Origin of the sequence: Acutalibacter sp. JLR.KK004 (assembly GCF_036941085.1) — a bacterium.
GTDB lineage: Bacteria > Bacillota > Clostridia > Oscillospirales > Acutalibacteraceae > Acutalibacter.
In genome coordinates this window covers 360,358-378,170 of sequence record NZ_JAYMNQ010000003.1, presented here as the reverse complement: position 1 = coordinate 378,170, position 17,813 = coordinate 360,358, and the positions used below count along the sequence as shown (strand labels likewise).

Genomic DNA, 17,813 nt, shown 5'->3' with positions numbered 1-17,813 from the left:
CGCTGTGCCAAGGACATTAACAAAGTTGGATAAAGCGTCAAAAAAATTCTTTCCCCTTTGACGGCAAAATCCAGCCTTGAAGGTACAACAATTTCTTATGTAGCTGAATATTGCATTTTAATCCGTGTGGCCTTTTGCCATGCGGATTTTCTCATTTTCAGAGCGAATGGAAAACGGCCCCTGTGTCGCTCCCCGCCCTCCTGTTCAGATTTCGCAAAATCCAATCTGAACAGGAGGAAAGCATGATGGAGATCACCATCAAAATCAACGGGCGTATGGTGTCTGTTGAAGTCAATGACGAAGTAGCCGAGTGCTATGACCAGGGCAGACGGAAAGCCGAGAACCTCTATCACGAAAAGCGGCGGCATTGGGATGATCGGGAATTTGACGAGTACACAGCTGCCACCGAGGGCCTGCTGCCCTATCAGCCCACCCCGGAGGACATCGTATGCCAGAGGGAAACCCTGGCTCTGCTGCTGTCCATTCTGGACACCTGCACGACAATTCAGCGGGAGCGGTTTTTGCTCTATGCGCTGTATGGTTTCGGTTATACGGAGATTGGAATGATGCAGGGCTGCTCCAGGGAATCCGTTTATGAGAGCATCCAGGCCGTCCGCAGAAAGTTTCTAAAATTTTTCTCAAACCACCCTGACAACGGGCTGTTTTGAGGCTTACCCAGTGAGGGGCATTTGCTCCATCACCGCCAGGGGACAAGCGCCAACTTGTTCCCTGGCAGAAAGGAGGTCTATCACATCATGGATAAAAAAGAATCCCTGTTAAAACAGCGTGACGAAGCAAAAAAGGAAGCCGCCCAATACGAGAACCAGGTGAAGATTTTGCTGAACAAGCAGAGGGACGCAGAGCGCCACGCCCGGAACCACCGCCTGATCGTACACGGTGCGATTATGGAGGGCGTGTTCCCCTTCACCGCCAGCATGGATGGCGAATCGCTCAAGGCGTTCCTGATTGAGCTTTCCCGCCTGCCGGGAGCAGCGGAAACAGCGGAAAAGGCGCAGAAAATCGCCTCCACAAACTAAAGTCCGTTCTTAACGGCGCACTTATACACCGTGTCCGGTGCCGTGCGCCCTGCCGGGGGCTTGTTGCGTCCTTCGGACGCGATGGGGAAGTACCTTCCCCAAACCCCAAGTGCGCCAGCAAAAACGGAACATCCGCTTTGGAAGGTTATGGCAATGATAACCCCTCTCCCTCTGACAGAGAAGCGGCTAGCATTGCTGCATAATGAGACGCGAAAACTACTGGCAGAAGCATATGAACAGGCCCGCAATGCATAGACAGTGGCAAAGTGTTTCCAGGTGAGTACAAGCACAGCGTATCCGTTTGAGCAATCAGATGAAGAAAACTGGGAGTGTAGATCTACAAACCATTCCGTCCGTTTTTACCTATGCCCCCTTTCTCCTTGAATTGCGCCATCATACCCCTCTGGCAATTGTCTGTCCAACCGAAGGCTTTGTTAGCCAGTAATTTTTTGTTCTATCCGGCAATTCTCCAGGTCTGTACTGGGCAGCAAATTAGTCTCTTCTAACCAAAAGGCAGTTTTTTCTTCACGCGGGCTTGACAAGAGCGGTTAGTCGTGTTAAACTATGTTCGTTTGAGTTAGCAGTTGCTAACCATCTTATTGAGGAGGTGAAGAAATGATGCCGCTTACAATGGCAAAAATCGGAGAGACTATTACTATCCGCAAAATCTCCGGAAGGGATGAAGTGCGCCAGCATTTGGCGGAGCTGGGCTTTGTGGTAGACAGCGATGTAACGGTAGTCAGCGAGATAGGAGGGAACATTATCGTGCAGGTAAAGGACAGCCGGATTGCGCTGGATAAAACGATGGCAAACCGAATCATGGTCTAAGAATTAACTCATAGAAAAGGAGGAAGATCGATATGAAAACACTGAAGGATGTTAAGGTGGGTGAAACGGCGATTGTGGCGCGGATCCACGGAGAAGGCCCGGTGAAACGCCGTATTATGGACATGGGCATCACCAAGGGTGTAGAGATTTTCGTGCGAAAGGTAGCTCCCCTGGGCGACCCGATGGAGTTGAACGTTCGAGGCTATGAGCTGTCCGTCCGCAAGGGCGACGCGGAGATGGTCGAAGTCCAGTAAGCCAGCGCGGCGGAAGGCCGCAATTATTTCCGCCTTGAGTTAGATGTGACTAATACACGAAAGGAGATCATCAAATGGATATCAAAATTGCATTGGCTGGCAATCCAAACTGCGGCAAGACCACTCTGTTCAATGCCCTCACCGGTTCCAGCCAGTATGTGGGAAACTGGCCCGGTGTGACCGTGGAGAAAAAGGAGGGCCGGCTGAAGGGCCATAAGGATACAATAATCCAAGACCTGCCTGGCATCTACTCCCTGTCCCCATACACCCTTGAGGAGGTAGTGGCCCGGTCATATCTTGTAAAGGAAAAGCCAGATGCTATCCTCAATATCGTGGACGGCACCAACATTGAGCGCAATCTTTACCTCACCACTCAATTGATTGAACTGGGCCTGCCCGTGGTGGTGGCGGTAAACATGATAGACCTGGTGCGGAAGAACGGCGACGCCATTGACCTCGCCAAGCTGGGGAGTGCCCTGGGCTGTGAAGTGGTGGAGATAAGTGCGCTCAAAGGCGAGGGCGGCATGGCCGCTGCTGAAAAGGCTGTGGATCTGGCGCAGAAGAAGCAGGCCGGGGAGCTGCCCCATGTGTTCACCGGCAGCGTAGAACACGCCCTGGCCCATATTGAGGAGTCTATTCAGGGCAAGGTGGCCGGCGGCTACCTGCGCTGGTACGCCATCAAGATTTTTGAACGGGACGAGAAGGTTATGGAGGAATTGAACCTCCCCTCCGACTTGAAAGCACACCTGGAAGAACATATCGCGGACTGCGAGCAGGAGATGGACGACGACGCGGAGAGCATCGTCACCAACCAGCGGTATTCTTACATCAACACGGTGGTTTCCAAAGCGGTGCGAAAAAAGGCCGCAAAGCACAGCTTATCCGTTTCGGACAAAATTGACCAGGTTGTTACCAACCGCATCCTGGCCCTGCCCATCTTTGTGGCTGTCATGTTCCTGGTGTATGCCCTTGCCATGGGCGGCTGGGGTGTCTCCATCGGCACAGCCGCCACGGATTGGGCCAACGACGGCCTGTTTGGGGACGGCTGGTTCCTACCCTTTTCCGGCTCGGACGCAGATGGCTATGACGAGGCGTCTGGTGCGTTTGAAGAGGCTTCCGCCATTATAGAGGCATACGAGGGCGGGGAGCCTGTGGCATACCTCTATGACGCCGATGCCGGTGAAGTCAGTACCCTGGAAGTGACAGAAGAAAGCTATGCCGAGGCCCTTACGGTGGAGGAGCCGGACCCCGCCAGTTATGGGACATATGTCCCCGGCCTGCCCGTCCTGGCAGAAAACCTGCTGAACGCCATGGGGGTCAGCGGGGTGCTGGCCTCCCTGATTCTGGATGGCATCGTGGGCGGTGTAGGCGCTGTCCTGGGTTTTGTGCCCCAGATGCTGGTGCTGTTCCTGCTGCTTGCCATCCTGGAGGATGTGGGCTATATGGCCCGGATCGCCTTCATCATGGACCGCGTTTTCCGTCGTTTTGGGCTGAGCGGCAAAAGCTTCATACCCATGCTGGTAGCCACTGGCTGCGGCGTTCCTGGCATTATGGCCTCCCGTACTATTGAGCAGGACCGGGACCGCAAAATGACAATCATGACCACCGGCTTTATTCCCTGCGGGGCAAAGATGCCCATCATCGCCCTGTTTGCCGGGGCGCTGTTTGGAGGCTCTGCCCTGGTCGCCACCTCTGCTTACTTTATCGGCATAGCCGCTGTGGTGGTTTCCGGCATTATGCTGAAAAAATTCAAAGCCTTTGCCGGGGAGCCCGCTCCCTTTGTCATGGAGCTGCCCGCTTATCATGCCCCTTCCGCCAGCAACGTCCTTCGCTCCACGTGGGAGCGGGGCTGGTCCTTCATCAAGCGGGCTGGCACCATCATCCTCTTATCCACCATCATCCTTTGGTTCCTCAGCAGCTTTGGCTTTACGGACAGCGGCTTCGGCTGGGTAGAGGACAGCGACGCCTCTCTGCTGGCCGCAGTGGGCAGTGTAATCGCTGTGATTTTTGCCCCTTTGGGCTTTGGCACATGGCAGGCTTCTGTGGCCACCATCACAGGTTTGGTTGCCAAAGAGGAAGTGGTCAGCACCATGCAGGTGTTCTACCCCGGGGATCTGGTTGCCAATATCGCCATGGCTTTCACCGCCGCATCCGCATACTCCTTTATGGTGTTCAACCTGCTGTGCGCCCCCTGCTTCGCGGCTATGGGCGCTATCAAGCGGGAAATGAACAACGCGAAATGGACCTGCGCCGCTATTGGCTATATGTGCGGCTTTGCCTATGTAATCTCCCTGATTGTCTACCAGATCGGCGGGCTGCTTACCGGAACGGTGGGCTTTGGCCTGTGGACGGTGGTTGCCTTGGCTGCCCTGGCCGCTATAATCTATCTGTTGGTGCGCAAGGGATATCAGGGCGAAGGGAAGTCGCAAAGCCTGAGTTCTGTGGCTGCGGCCTCAAAATAAGCGGAAATCTATCTGAAGAGCATCCCTGATTTGGAAATGAGCGAGAGCCGAAAGCTGTTCTCCTCCTTTTCACCCGTAACGCAGTTTTCTTCCCCACGGCAGAGCTGTTCAAGCCGAGATGATAGTTTTGCGGAGCGCCCCATACCTGGTCTGTGTAATGGGAATAGTAAATCTTCCTGCGCGTATCCTTCTCTTCGATTCGCTTCTGAACGGGCTTGCCATTATCCCCGTGCCGATCAAGTATCCGCTGATCCCGGCTGGTGGAGTCAGCGCAGATAAATACATGGAGGCAGTCAAGACGCTCATGGAGAATATGATCCGCACAACGTCCAATAATATACCTCTTGCGAAAATGAAATAGTGCGATAAAACAGAGGCAAAGATAGCGGAATATTCGGGAGTGTAGGGAGTGTCCAAAACAAGTATTTTAAAAAGCGGGGAACCCCGCCACCTTTGAAAAGGTGGCGGGGTTTTTCAGGGGCAAAGCCCCTAAAACGCTTCACTTGACAGAAAACACCCTTTCTGCTATAATAAGACAATTTTATATTGCAAAGGGAGGCATGCGGCAATGTTGTGCAACGAATTCGATCCCAACCCGGTGGCCATCATCAACCCCTCCCACCAGGAGCCAATCCCGGACTTTCCTGCCATATGCGTGGGCATATTCTCTAAAACTATTGTGGACGAGCTTTTGGAAAAGTATAGCGGCGAAGTGATGGGCTATTCTAAATTCTGCACAGGCTGGGCGCCCCTTTACCGAGTGCGGGCGTTTGACGCGGAGGTGTGCCTGTTCATGCCCCTTGTGGGTGCGCCCGCCGCCGCAGGCTTTATAGAAGATTTAGTGCCCTGGGGCGGCAGGCATTTTGTGTTCTGCGGGGCGGCGGGAACCTTGCGCCGGGATATCGCCCACGGGCATTTGATCGTCCCTACCGCCGCTGTCCGGGACGAGGGACTTTCTTACCACTACCTGCCCCCGGCGGACGAGATAGAGCTGCAGCCCCGCTGTGTAGAGGCCTGCCGGGAAGCACTGGACAGCCTCCATTATCCCTACATAGAGGGCAAAACCTGGACGACAGACGCTTTCTTCCGGGAGACAGAGAAGAAGGCCCAGCGGCGGCGGGAACAGGGCTGCGTCAGCGTGGAGATGGAGTGCGCGGGCCTGGCGGCTGTGGCCCAGTTTAGGAACGTGGACTTTGCCCAGTTTTTCTATGTTACCGACACCCTGGACGGCCCGGAATGGGATGAGGGCATTTTACCCCAGGGCGGCGCGGGCCTTACGGACATCTGTTTCAGAGCCGCCGTGGAGACAGGCAAACGCCTGGCGGCCCGTACATAAAAGCCGCAAAACTGACAAAAGAAAGGACTGCTCATTATGCAGCTTGCCACATTTTATGACCACATGAAGGACATGGCCCGGGAGGAAAAAATCAGCCTGACCGAAGCCCTCCAATACATCAAAAGCCTGGGCATCACCCATATGGAGGTATCCCAGAACAACCTGCTGGGCCGGGAGGACGAGGTGGGCCGGGAGCTTAGCTTTGTGGGCCTGGAAATCTCCTCCATCCCCGCTTATTTCGATTTTGGCAGGGACGATAACGTGGACAGGCAGAGCCAGCCTGTCCTGGAGGCCGCCCGGTATCTGGGGGCAGGGAAAATCCTTGTCATCCCCGGGTTCTTCCAGGAAGGGGATTCCCCGGAGGAAAAAAGCTGCCAAATGGAAAGCATGGCCCGGTGCCTGAACCGCCTGGGGGAAAAGGCGGCGGGATACGGGGTGTCCCTGGTGATGGAGGATTACGACAGCCTGCTGGCCCCCTTCTCCACAGCGGAGGGCCTGGAATACTTTTTAAGCCGCTGCCCTGCCCTTTCCTGCTGCTTTGACACAGGCAATTTCCGCTTTGCAGGGGAGGACGAGCTGGCAGCCTATGAGAAGCTGAAAAACCGGATTTCCCACGTCCACCTGAAAGACAGGGCCTATTCCCCCCAGTGGGGGGAGCACGCCGCCGCTGCCGCCGATGGGCGGCTTTTATACCCCGCCCCGGTGGGCAAGGGGGAAATCCCCATAGCCGGGCTTTTGTCCCGGCTTGCGGCAGACGGCTATGAGGGCGTTTGCACCATCGAGCACTATGGCGCGAAAAGCATGCGGGCCGCTTTGCGGGAGTCTGCCGCATGGCTGCGGGAAAATTTTCCTTTTGCGTGAAAAAGCAAACTGCGCCCCATTTCCAAAAGTTTTCACCCCTATGCCCCGTATCTGCGTTTTTGCGGGGCATACTATGTTTTGTCCCCTCTTTTCACAGCTTTCCAATTGAAAATGTTTTGTTAATTTTTGGACTTACCCCCACAATGCACTTGCGTGGGGGCCTTTTCGTTAGTATAATGAAAGGTGCGGCGCTGCGCCGCGGCAATCAAGGAGATTTACCAGCCGGCCTGCTTCCGGTTTGGCGCATGTAAGGCCAAAGCAGAAAAAACAGAAAGGAACAAACGCCATGATGATGTGTACGCGATGCCACAAGCGTCCGGCCACCGTATTTGTTTCCCAGGCGATGGACAGCAAGGAGATAAAAGGATATTGCTTTGTGTGCGCCAAGGAACTGGGCATACAGCCTGTCAACGACTTTATGAACAACATGATGTCCAGCTTAAAGGAGCAGACAGGCATGAGCGAGGAGGAATTTGCCGAGGCCACCGAGCAGATGGCCCAGATGCTGGGCATGACCGGAGGCGACGGGGAGGAGCAGGGGGAGGAAACCAGCCTGTTCACTCCTGGCGGCGCTCAGACCCTGCCTGCGGAGATGATGCTGGGCGGCGCTCCCGGGGAAAACGGGGGACGCACACAGCGCACCCGGGAGAATCGGGAGAACGTCCACAAGAAAAAGCGCAAGCACATCCAGAATTTCTGTACGGATCTCACTGCCAAGGCCCGGGCAGGGGAGCTTGACAATATTATCGGCAGGGAAAAGGAAGTGCAGCGGGTGGTGCAGATCCTCTCCCGCCGCACCAAAAACAACCCCTGCTTAATCGGCGAGCCTGGCGTGGGCAAAACGGCGGTGGCAGAAGGCCTTGCTTTGCGCATTGCCCAGGGGAATGTGCCCGCAAAGCTTCAGGACAAGGAAGTGCAGCTTTTAGATTTAACCGCCCTCATTGCGGGCACCCAGTTCCGGGGCCAGTTTGAAAGCCGCATTAAGGGGCTTATCGACGAGGTGAAGGCTGACGGGAACATCATCCTGTTTTTAGATGAAGTCCATAACCTGGTGGGCACCGGGGACGCGGAAGGCAGCATGAATGCCGCCAACATCTTAAAGCCCGCCCTGTCCCGGGGGGAAATCCAGATGATTGGGGCCACCACCTTTTCCGAGTACCGGAAATATATTGAAAAAGACGCGGCCTTAGAGCGCCGCTTCCAGCCTGTCACTGTGGCAGAGCCTTCCCTGGAGGACGCGGCGGAGGTGCTTCTGGGCATTAAAAAGTATTATGAGGATTACCACCGGGTCACCGTCTCCGATGCCATTGCCCGGCGGATGGTGGTGCTTTCCGAGCGGTATATCAGCGACCGCTATCTCCCTGACAAGGCCATCGACCTTTTAGACGAGGCCTGCGCCTGCGCTGCCCTGCGCAACAAGCGCCTGGAGGAATATGAAAGCAAGGAGCGCGCCCTGCAAAAAGAGCGTGTCCGGGAGCAGGACTTGACCGCCCCCACAGGCATGCAGATAGATTACGAAGAGCTGGCCAAAACCCATTACCGCATTGCCACCCTGGAAGAGGGCCTGGATAAGCTGCGGCAGGAAGGTGTTTTCTCCGCGGTGGAGGAGCAGGACTTGGCCTATGTGATAGAGCTTTGGACGGGTATCCCCGCCGCCCGGGTGGAGGAAAACGAACTTTCCAAGCTTGCAAACCTGGAGGAAGTGCTCTCGAAAAAAATCTTGGGCCAGGAGGAAGCCATTGGCGCTGTGGCAGCGGCTGTGCGCCGCAGCCGGGTGCAGATAAGCCCCCGCAGGCATCCGGCCTCCTTCATCTTTGTCGGCCCCACAGGCACCGGCAAAACAGAGCTGGTGCGGGTGCTGTCCCAGGAGCTTTTCGACGCCCCGGAAACCCTCATCCGCCTGGATATGTCGGAATTTATGGAAAAGCACTCCGTGTCGAAAATCATCGGCTCGCCCCCGGGCTATGTGGGCTATGACGAGGCGGGGCAGCTTACGGAGAAAGTGCGGCGCAGGCCCTATTCTGTGCTGCTTTTGGATGAAATTGAGAAGGCCCACCCGGACGTGCTGAACATCCTTCTGCAAATCCTGGACGAAGGCCGCATTACAGACGCCCATGGGCGAACCGTAAACTTTGAAAACACGGTCATTGTCATGACCTCCAACGCAGGCAGCGACAAAAAGGAAGGGGCTTTGGGCTTTGCCAAAACTACAGCGGATCTAAGCCGGGAAAAGGCCATGAAAGCCCTCACCGATTTCCTGCGCCCGGAGTTTTTAAGCCGTATCGACGAGGTGGTGGTGTTCCGGCCCCTGGACGTGGAGGATTATAAGAAAATCGCGGCCTTAATGCTGGACGAATATAAAGGCTCCCTCAAGGAAAAGGGCATCGCCCTGGCCTATGACCAGGCGGCCTGCGCCCTGCTTGCGGAAAAATCCATCCATGGGCACAGCGGCGCCAGGGATCTGCGCAACAACCTGCGGCGCATGGTGGAGGATAAGCTGGCCTCCCTGCTGGTGCAGAAGGGGGAGGGCGCTGTTTCCGGCATCGCCCTGTCGGCAAACGGGGAAGAGCTTACGCTGGAAACCCTGTGAGGGAGTCCTCCGGCGGCTCAGGGGCTTTGAGTCTCGCCTGCCGGCTCGATCGGTCCGCACATGTGTGCCACTGGCACACGCTCACCCCCTGAGAACCCTACAACCCCTTTTAAAAGAAGGGTAAACATTCCCTTTGGGAATGTTTTGATCCAAAAACTAATTTTATAAATTATTGGTTTTGGGCGCTTCCTTCCCAGGGGCTTCTGACAGGGAGAGAGTGAAAGTTTTTGCGGATTTTTAAGAGGCTTTTTTCAAAAAGCCCCTTAAAGCAGGTACGGGCGGCAGCCCGTCCAAATAAAGAAAGGATGTATGGGAAATGAGCAAAACATACGACATGGAGATAGCAGGCTGCAAGCGGTCGCTGCCTATCTGCCCTATCGACGAGAAGCTGGACATAGCGGGGTTTGTCATGTTCAGCGACGTGGAAATCACCGAGCGGACGGCAGCGGAGCTGCTGAAAAAGTGCCCGGCCCATGATGTTATCGTCACGGCAGAGTCCAAGGGCATCCCCCTGGCCTATGAGATGGCCCGCATTGGCTGCCGCAATTATGTGGTGGCCCGCAAGGGCGTGAAGGCCTATATGGAGGATCCCATCCACGTGGAGGTGAAGTCCATCACCACCGACCACGTGCAGAAGCTATACCTCTCCAAGGCCGACTGCGAGAATTTAAAGGGCAGGCGCATCCTCATTGTGGACGATGTAATTTCCACCGGGGAGTCCCTTGCCGCCATGGAGGAGCTGCTCCACACCATTGGCGGGCAGGTGGTGGGCAAGGCCTGCGTGCTGGCTGAGGGCGACGCCAAGGACAGGGAGGACATCATCTTCCTGGAGCCTCTGCCCCTGTTCTTCAAATAATCCATGGGCAGGCCCTTTGCCCTGTGGGGCTTTTCCGTTTATGGCGCGCTGGCGCTGGCGGCCCTGGGCGGGCCAAAGGCCGCCGGGGTGCTGCTGTGGATCTGCCTGGGGCTGGGGCTTTGCGCCGGGCTTCTGGGCTTTTGGGCGGCAAAGAGGCAGGCTGCTAGAAGGCTTTCGCTGCCCGCAGGGGCGCTCGGGGAACGGGCGCCCTTTTTCGCGTGCGCGTTCCTGCTGGCGGCCTTGGGCCTGTCCCTGTTTTTGTCCCGGTATGAAAGCCAGACGCTGCCCTCAAAGCAGTGGGCGGAGAAAAAGGCGGACATACAAGCCCTGGTGCTGGATTATCCGGAAAAGCGCTATTCCCGGTATTATTACCGCCTGCGGGTGGAGCAGATAGACAAAATGCCGGTAAAGCCCTTTATCCTGCGGCTTTCCGCCGCCAGCCCCCTGTATTGTTCGCCATACGACCGGGTGGAGTGCCCCGTATCCTTTTCCGCCTTTACAGAGGGCGGGCTTTATTCCCAGCGGAACAGCCTTTTAGCAGACGGCTATCAGTTAGGAGGCTACCTTGCCGGAGGCGGGGCCAGGCGCATCCCCTGCGAAGGGAACCCGCCTGGGAAGGCCCTGGCTGTATTCCGGCGCGGGCTTTCCCGGGAATTTGCCCGGCTGCTGCCCCAGGAGGACGCGGCCCTTTTGCAGGCCATGCTGTTAGGCAGGCGGGACGGCCTGCCGGAGGACGCCAATGAAAGCTTCCGGCTGGCAGGCTGCTCCCACCTGATGGTGGTTTCGGGCCTGCACATGGGGGCGGTGGCAGGGCTTATCCAGGTATTGCTGCGGAAAACCCGCTTAAAGCGCCTGCCCCAAAGCCTCCTCACAGCAGGCGTTTTGCTTTTATACTTGTGCCTGATTGGCTTTCCCCCTTCGGCTGTGCGGGCCTATGTGATGTATGCCGCCTATCTGCTGGGCGGGTGCCTGGGCCGCAGGGCCGACGGCCTGAATTCCCTGGGGCTGGCCCTGGTGGTCATCTGCCTGCAAAATCCCTTTTCCGGCGGGGATCTAAGCCTGGCCCTTTCCGTTTTCGCCACCCTGGGCATCCTGGTGCTGGCCCCGGGGATAACCAAAGCCCTCCTGCGCCCCTTCGGGAAGCGCCCCCAGCTTAAAGCGGTTTTCACCCCTGCCGCCGGGGTGCTGGGGGTCACCTTTGCCGCGCTGGCAGGCACTGCCCCCTGGCAGATCTGCGTGTTCCGGAGCCTTGCCCTTTTGTCTCCCCTGGCAAACCTGCTCCTGTCCCTCCCCTGCACCCTGCTATTGTACTGCGCCCTGTTTGCGCTCCTGTTTTCCCTGCTGCCAGGATTGGGGCCTTTGGCGCAGCCCTTTGCCCTGTGGGCGGGATGGCTCAGCCGGCTTGCAAGAAGCATAGCCAAAGCTTTGGGAAGCCAGCCGGGTGTCTATATCCATCTGGGACAGGCGGAAATGCTGGCCCTTTTAGGCGTGCTGTGCCTGCTGGCCTTTCTGTCCTTCCCAAAGCTTACGCCCCTTTGCCGCCGGGCAGGGGCGGGGATTCTGCTGGCCTTCATCCTGGGAACCTATGGCTTTTCCCTGTACAGCGGGCAAGGCTTTGCGGTTCTGGCAGTGCAGGGGGAAGAGGAAACCGCCTGCGCCGCTTTCATACAGGACGGCAAAGCCGCTGTGCTGTGTCCCGGCGGCAGGGCCGGGGACTGCGTAAGCCTCCTGCGGCGCAATAACGTCCGGGAGGTTTCCAGCCTGTTTCTGCCAAAAGCGGACAGCCGGGAAAAGCGCAGCGCCAGGAAAATCCTGGAGTCCTTCCCGGTGGGGGAAACCCTTCTGCCAGAGGGGGCTTACGCAGGCCGGGAGCTTTCGGGAACCGTCACGTTCCTGCCTTCCGGCAGCGCCTATCAGGCCCTGCCGGGAACAGAAATCCGGTACAGCCCCCTGGGCACTTATCTGGGCTTTACGGTAAACGGCGCGGCCTTTCAGGCGGAGTTTCAAACAGGCGGCCTGCGGATACACTGCCTCCCCAGGGAAAATTCGGGATTTACTGTTGTGCTGTCAGGTGATATAATAGATGAAACGCCAGGGACATACCTTCTGCCCAGGCGGGAGGATGGCCTGGGGCTGGCGGTAAGCCCCCAGGGCGAAGTGACGGTGAGGGAGGGAAGCTAAGGTGTCCCGGATAACGGAAACGGAAGCAAAGCGGCAGTTGGAGGAGGGCGGCCTTTCCTCCCTATACGTGGTGGCGGGAGAGGAAAAGCACATGGTGCGAAAGGCCGCCCAAAAGCTTATCACCCAGGCGGCGGGGGAAGCCTTTCCCGAGTTTAACCGGAACGAGCTGGACAGCGGCTGCGATATAGACGCCCTGTGCGATGCCTGCGTGGCTCTGCCCTTTATGGCAGAACACAAGTGCGTGGCTGTGCGGGATTTCGATCTGTTCGGGCGGGATCAGCGGGAACTGGACAAGCTTTATGAATTGATGGAAGCCCTGCCGGACACCACCACCCTGGTGCTGTGGTTCCCCACCCTCTCCCCTGGCGGCAGGCAGGCCCCGCGCTGGAACAGCTTCTTAAAGAAAGCGGAAAAATATGGCAGCGTGCTGCTGCTGGGCAGGCGATCCCCCGAAGAACTGCGGGGGGAGCTTGCAAGGCAGGCCAAAAAGGCAGGCTGCACCCTGCCCCCGAAATCCCTCAGGCTGCTGCTGGACTATGGGGGCCAGGATATGAACCGGCTGCTGGGGGAAATGGAAAAGCTCTGCGCCTACACCCTAGGCATGGGGGAAACAGAGATAACTCCCGCCGCCATAGAGCGCCTGGTGCCCAAAAGCACGGAAATCACAGTGTTCCTTATGGTGGACGCATTGGTAGAGGGGAATTACCAGCGGGCATACAGCCTTTTGGAAAACCTTTTCGCCCAAAAGGAAAAGCCCACCATGATTCTGGGGGCCATGGCCTCTGCCTATGTGGACATGTACCGGGTGCAGGGCGCTTTGGACAGCGGCCTGCAGGCAGACGCACCCCTCGCTTACGGGGACTATAAGGGCAAAGACTTCCGCCTGCGCCGGGCACAGAAAAACCTGCGGCGCATCAGCGGCCCCACCCTCTGCCAGTGCCTTTCCCTGCTGCTGGAGGCAGATCTTTCCTTAAAAAGCTCCCGGCTCCAGGACAGGCTGGTGTTAGACGGGCTTATTGCCCGGCTGCTGCTGTGCTGCACCCAGGGGGCGGACAGATGATGCGGGTGCGGGAGGCCATCGTGGTGGAGGGCCGGTATGACAAAAGCCGCCTTTCTTCCCTGGTGGAAGGAGTTATTATAGAGACAAGGGGCTTCGGCATTTTCCAGGACAAAGAGCGGCTGGCCCTTTTGCGCAGGATGGCCCGGGAGCGGGGGCTTATCGTGCTCACAGACAGCGACGGGGCCGGGTTCCTCATCCGCTCCAAGCTTTCCGCCTGCATCCCCCCGGAGCAGATAAAGCATGCCTATATCCCCGACGTGTACGGCAAGGAGCGCCGCAAGGCAAAGCCCTCCAGGGAGGGCAAGCTGGGGGTGGAGGGCCTGCCCCTGCCGGTGCTGCGGGAAGCCCTGCTGCGGGCAGGGGCGCACATTGCCGGGGAGGAACAGGAAAGCCCCTCTGGGAAGGAGGGGCCTGTAACCAAAGGTGATTTTTACGATTTAGCCCTAAGCGGCGCCCCGGACAGCGGGGAAAGGCGCCGGGCACTGCAAAAGAAGCTGGGCCTGCCGGAGCGGCTTTCGGCAAACGGCCTGCTGCAGGTAGTAAACGCCCTGTACGGGCGGGAGGAATTTACCCGGCTGGCCCGGAAGACGCTGGCCGCAGGGGAGAAGGAGGAAGCGGAAGATGGAGCTGACTAGACAGGTGCTGGACGACGTAAAGTTTGAGACAAAAGGCCGCTGGTACAATGCCGACCAGGTGGACGAATTTTTGGAGGAGCTGGCGGAAAGCGTGGAGCAGGCCCAGGCCGAGGTGGCCCGGCTGCGCCAGGAGGTGCGGGGGTTAAAAAGCGAAATCCGCACGGTGCGGGCGGAAAAAAGCCAGCTAGAGCACCGCCACGATTACGAGCTGGAGCGGGAGCAGGCCCGGCTTTTAGAGGACGTGAAGGCTTTAAAGCAGTTCCGGGAGCAGTTTAGGCGGGCAATAGAACAGGACGCCCGGCAGGTGCTGGATCAGGCGCGCTCCATGGGCTCTGACAGGCTGCTGTAAGGAGGGAAGCTTATGCCCATTGAAACAGAACGCCTCATCCTGCGCCGGCCGGAGATGGCAGACGCTCCTGCCATGCTGGAAATACGCAACAGCCCTTATGTGCTGCGGTATAACCCCATGAAGCCCTGGGAGCTGCCCCGGATGGAAAAGCAGGTGGAAGAGGAAATAAAGGCCCGGCGCACCTTTTACATAGAGGAAAAGGGAACCTCCGCCCTTTTGGGAGGGGTCTGGCTGGAGCCGGACGATCTGCGCCATGGCCTTGCCTCCTTCACCCTGTCCTATTATCTAACGGAATCCGCCGCTGGCAAAGGCTATATGACCGAAGCCCTTTCCGCCCTTATCCCCTATATCTTTCAGGAACTGGGGGCGCAGGTGCTTGCCGCCCGGGTTTTTTCCGAAAACAGGCCCTCTGCCCGGCTGCTGCAAAAGCTGGGCTTCACCCATGAGGGAACCCTGCGCCAGGCTGTAGCCACACCCAGGGGCGAAATCTTTGATGACATGATCTTCTCCCTTTTGCGGGAGGAGGCACAGCCGCAGGAGTGTCTAAATCACAGAGTTTATAAACAGAACCCAATAAATTTGTAAAATTAATTTTAGGATCAAACCCTTTTTAAAAGGGTTTGTGGGGTTTGCAGGGGCAAAGCCCCTGCACCGCCGGAGGCATAAAACGCGCGGTTGGTCACTCCCCGCAGCCGCCCCGGTAAGGGATATTTTCCCATTTTCAAAAGAGAGGAATGTATTGCGATGAGCAAGCCCTATGTTGTGGCTATTGCCGGGGGCACCTGCAGCGGCAAGTCTACCTTGACAGACCGCCTGGAGGCTGTCTTTGCCCCCAGGTGCAAAACGGCGGCCTTCCACATGGATTCCTATTTCAAAAAGGAGCCGCCCCATACCATTGCCCCCATCACCCGCAAGGAATATGTGGAGCACAACCACCCCGATACCCTGGAGCTGCCCCGCATGTATGAGGACTTTGCCCGGGTTACGGCCGAGGGCAGCGATGCCCAGCTTGTGCTGGCAGAGGGCCTTTTTGCCCTGTACCTGGACGATATCCGGGAGCGGGCAGACTTGAAAATTTTCGTCGATCTTGCCAGTGACGAGCGCCTGGCCCGCCGCATTGTCCGGTTCATGGCCTGGGGCCAGACCTTTGAGGAGGTAACAGAGCGGTATCTGGACACCGTGCGCTTTCGGCACAACGAGCTTATCGAGCCTACCCGCTGGCACGCGGATCTGGTGGTAAACGGCACCCTGGACAACTCCCAGGCGGTAGACGTGGCCGCCTGCTTCATCGAAAAGAAAGCTGGGCTGCTGTAAGCGCAGCCTTCCCCCTTCAGAGGCGTTTCCCTCTGCAGCGGAAGCGCTTACCGCAGTTGATATTTCCCCTTTCCCACCTTTTTTAAAATCCCGTCCTCGCACAGCTTTCTCACCACCCGCTGAAGCTGCCTGCGGCTGCAGCGGAACTGCAAAAGCCCCGCGTTAATGCTGTACAGGGTGTGATCCGGCTGGACGTCCCGGAGAAAGGCCACCACCTTCTCCGCCAAACGCTGCCCCGGGCGCCCTGCCATAGCGGACAGCATAACCAGCCGCACAGAATACTCCAGCAGGCGCCGCAGGAACAGGCTGTCCTTTTCCAGGACAGCCCTGTTTTTTTCTATGGGCAGCGCTATGCAAAGGGTGTCCTCCAGGGCCTCCGTATAGAGGGCAGGCTGGCTTTCCCGCACAAACTCCATCATGCCCAGCATATCCTGCTCCGCGCCCTGGGCCACGGAATAATCCCCGCCGTCCTCCCGCAGGCCGTATACCCGCACAGAGCCTTCCAAAATAAAGAGGAACTCTTTCAGCGGACGGTCGGGGGCTGCCAGCAGCTCGTGCTTTTTGTAGCCCACCAGCCGGAACCCCTGGGGGCTTCCGGAAAAGAACCCTCCTATGCCTTTTTCCTCCATCAGCCGTTCCAGCAAAGCCTTGTCCCGGATTTGTTCCATATGCCCGCCGTCCCTTTCCCCATATATTTTTGCACAGCCCGGTAAATTTTTTCTTATTGTGCCATATGACACAATAAAAGTCAAGGCAGATATGGTATAATTTCCCTGAGAATACGGGTACGCGATACCCATCCCTACAGGAGGAGCAAATTATGAGCAAAAAACTGAAAATCGGCATTGTAGGCTGCGGCGGCATTGCCAACCAGAAGCACCTGCCTGCCATGAAGGCAAACAGCGACCTGTGCGAGGTAGTGGCTTTCTGCGATATCATCCCCGAGCGGGCAGAGAAGGCCGCCAAGGAGTATGGCACAGAGGGCGCCAAGGTCTACGAGGATTACCATGACCTGCTGGCAAACCCGGAGGTTGAGGTTGTCCATGTGCTGACCCCCAACGTGGCCCACTGCCCCATCACAGTGGCTGCTTTTGAGGCTGGCAAGCATGTCTATTGCGAAAAGCCCATGGCCCATAACACCGCCGACGCGGAGAAGATGATCGACGCCTGGAAAAAGTCCGGCAAGCAGTTCACCATCGGCTACCAGAACCGCTTCCGCCCGGAAGTGCAGAACCTGAAGAAAGCCTGCGACAAGGGCGAGCTGGGCGATATCTATTACGGCAAGGCCCATGCCATCCGCCGCCGGGGCGTGCCCACCTGGGGCGTGTTCCCGGACAAGTCCAAGCAGGGCGGCGGCCCCCTCATCGACATCGGCACCCATGCCCTGGACATCACCCTGTGGTGCATGAACAACTATGACGTGGAAAGCGTCACCGGCTCTGTGTTCTACAAGCTGGGCGAGCTGGAGCAGGCCACCGAAGGCAACCTCTTCGGGCCGTGGGATCCCAAAACCTTTGAGGTAGAAGACAGCGCCATGGGCTTTATCCGCATGAAGAACGGCGCAGCCATCTCCCTGGAGTCCTCCTGGGCCATCAATATGCTGGAGTCCCGGGAAGCCAGCACCACCCTGTGCGGCACCCTGGCAGGCGCGGAAATCCGCTCTGGCATGAGCTATGCCAAGGACGAGCTGATTTATAACCGGGGCCGCAACGGCCAGCTTATGGAGGAGAGCATTTCCTCTGCAGGAGCCATCGCCTTCTTCGACGGGGCCGCCGGCAGCGCAGGCGTTGCTGATAACCGCCAGTGGCTGGAAGCAGTCCTGAACGGCACCCAGCCGCTGGTGAAGCCTGAGGAAGCCCTGGTGGTCACCAAGGTGCTGGAAGCCATCTATGAGGCTGACAGGACAAAGCAGGAAATCCGTTTCTAAAAAGCGGGAAATCCGTTTCAGCAAAGAAGGGCCGGGAGGGCATTCCTCCTGGCCTTTTTCCTTTTGCCGCGTTATGGCTGTGCAAGGGGCAGGGGGTTTTTATAGGTAACGCACTTGAAAAGA

General features: G+C 57.6%; 18 protein-coding genes. 16 read left to right on the top strand and 2 right to left on the bottom strand.

Going from position 1 to position 17,813, the window contains the following annotated elements; genetic code table 11:
• The first annotated feature begins 242 nt into the window (after window positions 1-242).
• From VSQ30_RS19570 to feoB, 5 genes are all read left to right on the top strand, one after another.
• Complete coding sequence (locus VSQ30_RS19570) at window positions 243-668, top strand: RNA polymerase sigma factor (protein ID WP_502876327.1); 426 nt, start codon at window positions 243-245, stop codon at window positions 666-668.
• Between the two features lie 87 nt (window positions 669-755).
• Window positions 756-1,037: a DUF3847 domain-containing protein gene (locus tag VSQ30_RS19565; RefSeq protein ID WP_334466769.1), complete on the top strand. Its 282-nt coding sequence runs from the start codon at window positions 756-758 to the stop codon at window positions 1,035-1,037.
• A 615-nt stretch (window positions 1,038-1,652) separates the two neighbouring features.
• Window positions 1,653-1,865, top strand: coding sequence for a FeoA family protein (locus VSQ30_RS19560; protein ID WP_334466766.1), 213 nt, complete (start codon window positions 1,653-1,655; stop codon window positions 1,863-1,865).
• A 32-nt stretch (window positions 1,866-1,897) separates the two neighbouring features.
• Window positions 1,898-2,119 carry a FeoA family protein gene (locus VSQ30_RS19555; RefSeq protein ID WP_160644551.1) on the top strand — a complete coding sequence of 74 codons (222 nt, stop codon included), beginning with the start codon at window positions 1,898-1,900 and terminating at the stop codon, window positions 2,117-2,119.
• Between the two features lie 74 nt (window positions 2,120-2,193).
• Window positions 2,194-4,581, top strand: a complete 2,388-nt coding sequence (gene feoB, locus VSQ30_RS19550; protein ID WP_334466764.1) for a ferrous iron transporter B — start codon at window positions 2,194-2,196, stop codon at window positions 4,579-4,581.
• Here feoB and VSQ30_RS19545 read toward each other — a convergent pair.
• Window positions 4,496-4,915, bottom strand: a complete 420-nt coding sequence (locus tag VSQ30_RS19545; protein ID WP_334467019.1) for a cytidylate kinase-like family protein — start codon at window positions 4,913-4,915, stop codon at window positions 4,496-4,498. The genes feoB and VSQ30_RS19545 overlap by 86 nt on opposite strands.
• 234 nt (window positions 4,916-5,149) lie before the next feature.
• Between VSQ30_RS19545 and VSQ30_RS19540 the strand changes: the two genes are divergently transcribed.
• The 10 genes from VSQ30_RS19540 to VSQ30_RS19495 all read left to right on the top strand — a co-directional run bounded on the left by VSQ30_RS19540 (window position 5,150) and on the right by VSQ30_RS19495 (window position 15,763).
• Entirely contained in the window at window positions 5,150-5,917 is a 768-nt protein-coding gene (locus VSQ30_RS19540; RefSeq protein ID WP_334466761.1) for a nucleoside phosphorylase, read from the top strand.
• A gap of 36 nt (window positions 5,918-5,953) precedes the next feature.
• Window positions 5,954-6,778, top strand: a complete 825-nt coding sequence (locus tag VSQ30_RS19535; protein ID WP_334466758.1) for a sugar phosphate isomerase/epimerase family protein — start codon at window positions 5,954-5,956, stop codon at window positions 6,776-6,778.
• A 289-nt stretch (window positions 6,779-7,067) separates the two neighbouring features.
• Window positions 7,068-9,368 carry an ATP-dependent Clp protease ATP-binding subunit gene (locus VSQ30_RS19530; RefSeq protein ID WP_334467017.1) on the top strand — a complete coding sequence of 767 codons (2,301 nt, stop codon included), beginning with the start codon at window positions 7,068-7,070 and terminating at the stop codon, window positions 9,366-9,368.
• A 316-nt stretch (window positions 9,369-9,684) separates the two neighbouring features.
• Window positions 9,685-10,224 carry a phosphoribosyltransferase family protein gene (locus tag VSQ30_RS19525; RefSeq protein WP_160642777.1) on the top strand — a complete coding sequence of 180 codons (540 nt, stop codon included), beginning with the start codon at window positions 9,685-9,687 and terminating at the stop codon, window positions 10,222-10,224.
• 3 nt (window positions 10,225-10,227) lie between these two features.
• Complete coding sequence (locus tag VSQ30_RS19520) at window positions 10,228-12,405, top strand: ComEC/Rec2 family competence protein (protein ID WP_334466756.1); 2,178 nt, start codon at window positions 10,228-10,230, stop codon at window positions 12,403-12,405.
• Between the two features lies 1 nt (window position 12,406).
• Window positions 12,407-13,465, top strand: coding sequence for a DNA polymerase III subunit delta (gene holA / locus VSQ30_RS19515; protein WP_334466754.1), 1,059 nt, complete (start codon window positions 12,407-12,409; stop codon window positions 13,463-13,465).
• Window positions 13,462-14,100, top strand: a complete 639-nt coding sequence (locus VSQ30_RS19510; protein ID WP_334466751.1) for a ribonuclease M5 — start codon at window positions 13,462-13,464, stop codon at window positions 14,098-14,100. The genes holA and VSQ30_RS19510 overlap by 4 nt, the downstream gene beginning before the upstream one ends.
• On the top strand, window positions 14,087-14,449 hold the full coding sequence (locus VSQ30_RS19505) for a DivIVA domain-containing protein (protein ID WP_160642781.1): 363 nt from the start codon (window positions 14,087-14,089) through the stop codon (window positions 14,447-14,449). The genes VSQ30_RS19510 and VSQ30_RS19505 overlap by 14 nt, the downstream gene beginning before the upstream one ends.
• A 12-nt stretch (window positions 14,450-14,461) precedes the next feature.
• Window positions 14,462-15,034 (top strand): GNAT family N-acetyltransferase, encoded by a 573-nt coding sequence (locus tag VSQ30_RS19500; RefSeq protein WP_334466747.1) that lies wholly within the window; start codon window positions 14,462-14,464, stop codon window positions 15,032-15,034.
• A gap of 159 nt (window positions 15,035-15,193) precedes the next feature.
• Window positions 15,194-15,763, top strand: coding sequence for a uridine kinase family protein (locus VSQ30_RS19495; protein WP_334466745.1), 570 nt, complete (start codon window positions 15,194-15,196; stop codon window positions 15,761-15,763).
• A gap of 47 nt (window positions 15,764-15,810) precedes the next feature.
• On the opposite strand, the gene VSQ30_RS19490 is transcribed toward VSQ30_RS19495, so the two are convergent.
• A complete protein-coding gene (locus tag VSQ30_RS19490) occupies window positions 15,811-16,431 on the bottom strand; it encodes a Crp/Fnr family transcriptional regulator (protein WP_334466742.1) in 621 nt (206 codons plus the stop codon).
• Window positions 16,432-16,583: 152 nt separating this feature from the next.
• Here VSQ30_RS19490 and VSQ30_RS19485 point away from each other — a divergent pair, with 152 nt between their 5' ends.
• A complete protein-coding gene (locus VSQ30_RS19485) occupies window positions 16,584-17,690 on the top strand; it encodes a Gfo/Idh/MocA family protein (RefSeq protein WP_334466739.1) in 1,107 nt (368 codons plus the stop codon).
• The last annotated feature ends 123 nt before the right edge of the window (window positions 17,691-17,813 follow it).